This is a genomic window from Christiangramia aestuarii (assembly GCF_009735585.1).
Taxonomy (GTDB): domain Bacteria; phylum Bacteroidota; class Bacteroidia; order Flavobacteriales; family Flavobacteriaceae; genus Christiangramia; species Christiangramia aestuarii.
The window spans coordinates 1-5,397 of sequence record NZ_VJVW01000014.1; the positions used below are offsets into that span (position 1 = coordinate 1).

Sequence of the window (5,397 nt, forward strand, 5' to 3'; positions counted from 1 at the left end):
GGTAYTCATAGGCATATCCTGCCCGAAAGCCATCGAAGAGCTGAATGTCCAGGAATCCGCCAATGGCATCATCGATACGATAGTTGGCCCCCAGGTAGAACTTCTCGTTGAAGATGGTGGTGGCTGAGATATCGATAGACAGGGGAGCTCCCTTGGTCGCCTTAAAGAGGGTAGTGGGCCTGAGCTTGACATTGTCGCTCAGGTCGAAGACATAACCCCCGGTTAGGTAATAATGAACCTGTTCCAGAGCCAGATATTCATTGTACTCATTGTTATCATTATTGATCAGTTTAGGAGCCGAACCTCCTATGTACCAGTTCTGTGACGACAAATAAAAACCTAGCCCGAAATTTGGCGTCCAGCGGTTAAACTGATCCTGAAAGAATGGGTCCTGYATGACATCTGGATCTGTGAACAGTTCTTCATCAAGATTATARTAACTCATGCCCGCTTTAAGTCCCAGGCGCAGGGTKACCTCTGCGCTCAGGTCAAGGCGGTAGGAGAAATCTCCGTAMGCATAGGTATAATTCTCATAACCCGTATTATCGTTGATGACCGATAATCCCAGTCCTACCTTGTCRTTGCGCAGTGGCGAATGCAACGAGAGGGTCTGGGTGGTGGGAGCTCCTTCGAGRTCGGCCCACTGGCTGCGGTGGAGCCCCACYGTGGAGAAGCCGTCCCGGCTGCCCGCATAGGCKGGGTTAATGGAGATGGTATTATACATRTATTGYGTAAACTGAGGGAGCTGCTGGGAGAACCCGGAGGCACTCACWAGCAAGATTCCTATGATTAAAGCTATTTTTTTCATGGTTTCCCTATTTTATTTTGTTCCTAAGTAGATGTATCCCTGTATCGGTTCGAACTGGCTATTTCTGATCTCCAGAATATAGAAGTAGGTGCCCGACGGTAATTGGTTCGAGCTGGTGAAGGAGTTCTTGGAGAACCCATCCCAGTTGTTCTGGTAGTTTTTGGCAGTAAATACCTCGGCACCCCAGCGGTTAAAGATCTTCAGATCGTAAATGAACTCACAAGCCAGATCTGCATTGACCCTGAAGAAGTCGTTATGACCATCCCCGTTCGGTGTAACAGTTTTTGAAATGCTCTTTCTAATATCCTCGATACTACAATCCAGTACCACACATTCGTCATTGATATTTACCAATACTTCAGTTACAGATGGGCAAGGACCTTCAATAGTATAAGTGAATTTAAAGGTTCCGATTCCCAGGATTGTAGGGTCAACGATGCTACCATCTAAGGACTCTGCATAATCATCAGCTTTCCAGGTTCCAGTACTATCGTATTCTCCGGAGAAAGCATCAAAAAGATCAAATGTTGAATCTCCAATACACCAGTCAATATCTGAAGCGGCAATTTCATCAGCTGTCGGATTTTCGATTACCAGATCTGCTGGTTGAGATACACAGCCTGCTTCCGATCTTGCGAATACCTTATAAGCACCAGGGGCAAGACCTTCGAAGATTGCGTCATTGTCTTCATCGTTTATTATATCTCCCTCCTGGTTTTCTATGAAATACTCTACTTCAGCATTGAAACTTAAGATCAGGGTTCCCGTTGGTTCAGTACAGTCTGCCTGAAGGATCTCTTCGAATTGAGGAGCCTCAGGAGTTACCGGCTGCTCGAAGATCTCGATCGTGGTTGAAGGGGAAATATAATCTTTAGGATCTTTTGCCCTGATCACATAGACACCACTTTCAAGATTTTCGAATACGCTTACTTCAATGAAATCCCCATCATTAAGACTATAAGTATAACCTTCAATAGTTTCGATCTCAATCGTTCCGAAGGCATTTTCACAGTCTGGCTGAACCACTGAAACTGTTGGCGCATCGGGTTGCTTATCTACAGTAATGGTCACCGTGGTTATTTCTGTGGTAGTGCTGCCATCAGCATTGGTTACAGTGGCGGTATATTCGAAAATATCAGTTCCAAAGAATTCCGAATTCGGAATATAGGTTACCGTATTGTCTTCATTTAATACTGCTTCACCGTTTTCAGGTTGAGTCACTGAGCTAACTACCACATTGGTAGTTTCAGCATAAGTATCATTTTCCAGAACATCAACGGTTACCGGATTATTTTCCAGGGTAGTTGCCGTATCTGGCACCGCATCGGCAACTGGTTCTACAGTTACGGTCACGGTTGTGGTTTCTGAAGTTGTACTGCCATCCGCATTGGTTACGGTTGCGATATACTCGAAGCTATCGGTTCCGTTGAAGTCGGCATTCGGAGTATAGGTTATCGTATTGTCTGAATTGATAACTATATTTCCGTTAGCCGGTTGGGTATTGGAAGTTACTTCCACATCGGTGCCAGATTCATAGGTGTCATTGTCCAGAACATCGATTGTCACGGCTTCATCTTCGGGAGTGCTAACGGTATCTGCCGCAACATCTTCTACCGGAGTCACGCTTATAGTTACCGTAGTGGTTTCTGAAGTCGTGCTTCCGTCGGAATTGGTTACAGTAGCGGTATACTCAAAGCTATCGGTTCCATTGAAATCGGCATTCGGAGTATAGGTCACCGTATTGTCTGAATTGATCACCACATTTCCGTTAGCCGGTTGGGTAGTGGAAGTTACTTCCACATCGGTGCCAGATTCATAGGTGTCATTGTCCAGAACATCGATTGTTACGGCTTCATCTTCCGGAGTGCTAACGGTATCTGCCGCAACATCTTCTACCGGAGTGACGCTTATAGTTACCGTAGTGGTTTCTGAAGTCGTGCTTCCGTCGGAATTGGTTACAGTAGCGGTATACTCAAAGCTATCGGTTCCATTGAAATCGGCATTCGGAGTATAGGTCACGGTGCTGTCTGCATTGATCACTACGCTTCCGTTAGCTGGAGTAGAAGTAGAAGTTACTTCGACATCTGATGCAGCATTATAAGTATCATTATCCAGAACAGCTACCACGACAGCTTCATCTTCCGGAGTAGTAGCAACATCTGCTACAGCATCAGCAACTGGCTCGACGGTTATAGTCACCGTAGTGGTTTCTGAAGTCGTGCTTCCATCAGCATTGGTCACGGTAGCGGTATACTCGAAGCTATCGGTTCCATTGAAATCGGCATTCGGAGTATAGGTCACGGTGCTGTCTGCATTGATCACTACGCTTCCGTTAGCTGGAGTAGAAGTAGAAGTTACTTCTAATTCTGTTGCAGCATTATAAATATCGTTATCCAAAACATTGATCACAACAGCCTCGTCTTCAGAAGTGGTAGCCGTATCTGCTACAGCATCAGCAACTGGTTCTACAGTTACGGTCACGGTAGTGGTTTCTGAAGTCGTGCTGCCATCAGCATTGGTCACGGTTGCGATATACTCGAAACTATCGGTTCCGTTGAAATCGGCATTAGGAGTATAGGTCACGGTGTTGTCTTCATTGATTACTACGCTTCCGTTAGCTGGAGTAGAAGTAGAAGTTACTTTTACATCTGTTGCAGCATTATAAGTATCGTTATCCAAAACATCGATCACTACAGCTTCGTCTTCCTGAGTGGTAGTAACATCTGCTACAGCATCTGCAACTGGCTCGACGGTTATAGTCACCGTTGTGGTTTCTGAAGTCGTGCTTCCATCAGCATTGGTCACGGTAGCGGTATACTCAAAGCTATCGGTTCCGTTGAAATCGGCATTCGGCGTATAGGTCACGGTGTTGTCTGCATTGATCACCACGCTTCCGTTAGCTGGAGTAGAAGTAGAAGTTACTTCTAATTCTGTTGCAGCATTATAAGTATCGTTATCCAAAACATTGATCACGACAGCTTCGTCTTCCTGAGTGGTAGCAAAATCTGCTACAGCATCAGCAACTGGCTCAACGGTTATAGTCACCGTAGTGGTTTCTGAAGTCGTGCTTCCATCAGTATTGGTCACAGTAGCGGTATACTCGAAACTATCGGTTCCGTTGAAATCGGCATTAGGAGTATAGGTCACGCTGTTATCTGCATTGATCACTACATTTCCGTTGACCGGTTGGGTTGTGGAGGTTACTTCCACATCGGTAGTAGCCTCATAGGTGTCGTTGTCCAGAACATCGATTGTTACAGCTTCATCTTCCGGAATAGTAGCCGTATCAGCTACAGCATCAGCAACTGGCTCGACGGTTATAGTCACCGTAGTGGTTTCTGAAGTCGTGCTTCCATCAGCATTGGTCACGGTAGCGGTATACTCAAAGCTATCGGTTCCATTGAAATCGGCATTCGGAGTATAGGTCACGCTGTTATCTGCATTGATCACCACATTTCCGTTGACCGGTTGGGTTGTGGAGGTTACTTCCACATCGGTGCCAGATTCATAGGTGTCGTTGTCCAGAACAGCGATCATGACAGCTTCGTCTTCCTGAGTGGTAGCAACATCTGCTACAGCATCAGCAACTGGTTCTACTGTTACAGTCACAGTAGTGGTTTCTAAAGTCGTGCTTCCGTCGAAATTGGTTACAGTAGCGGTATACTCAAAGCTATCGGTTCCATTGAAATCGGCATTCGGAGTATAGGTCACGCTGTTATCTGAATTGATCACCACATTTCCGTTAGCCGGTTGGGTAGTATTGCTCAAAACAAGACTAGCAGCGGGATCATATTTATCATTGTCAAGAACATCGATTATAACATCACTATCCTCTTCGGTGGTAGCAATGTCCTCTTCTAATTTAAAGGCTCCAGTTCTTACAGTATTACTTAATTCCTGAAGATCTGAACCAAGCGGTCCTTTCCCATCTACCTGAGCAATATTCTCTACAAAACCATCATTGAAATCTGAAACTGTTACTGTATGTGAAGCTGTAAATATCCATTCCTCATTAACATCCAGTAAGTTATCTGAGTCTATATCACCAGACTGATATACCAGATTTTCGGCGTTATCATCTGTGATACTTACACTATTTATAGTAGTGTTTCCAGTGTTCTTAAGTTTAATAGTGTAGTCTATTAAATCTCCTACCTCTGCAAAATTCGACACCAAAGCTGCTTTGGAAATTTCCATGGCAGTATTCTGATCAAGTGTCGTAGTAGTCGGATTGTCGTCACCATCGGTTGGATCTCCGTTATCTGACACATCAGTTACATCATTGGTACTGCTAGGACTGTCGCCAGTAGCAGTAGCGGAGTTAGACACAAATCCTGCATCCATATGCGCCTGGGTAATGGTTTGGTTTGCCGTGACGGTAGCCGATTCTCCAGGAGCCAGTGTAAAGATAGGGCTTCCTGCGATACTACCTGCATCGGCATTGGCATCGGTGATCTCGATATCGGTTACGGTTACGTTACCTGTATTGGTCACTACGATGTCATATTCGATCACATCTCCCACCTCAGTTCCAGCGACTCTTACAGTTTTCACTGCTTCGATTGCTGGGTTCTGGTTAAGGGTTGTGA

The 5,397-nt window shown here is 45.3% G+C and carries 2 protein-coding genes; both read right to left on the minus strand.

Annotated features, from left to right (window positions below; translation table 11 throughout):
* A partial coding sequence (locus FLP08_RS15300) for a PorP/SprF family type IX secretion system membrane protein (RefSeq protein WP_156278039.1) occupies positions 1-808 on the minus strand: 808 nt, incomplete at its 3' end.
* 12 nt (positions 809-820) lie between these two features.
* A complete protein-coding gene (locus tag FLP08_RS15305) occupies positions 821-5,371 on the minus strand; it encodes an Ig-like domain-containing protein (protein WP_439329445.1) in 4,551 nt (1,516 codons plus the stop codon).
* Positions 5,372-5,397 lie beyond the last annotated feature (26 nt).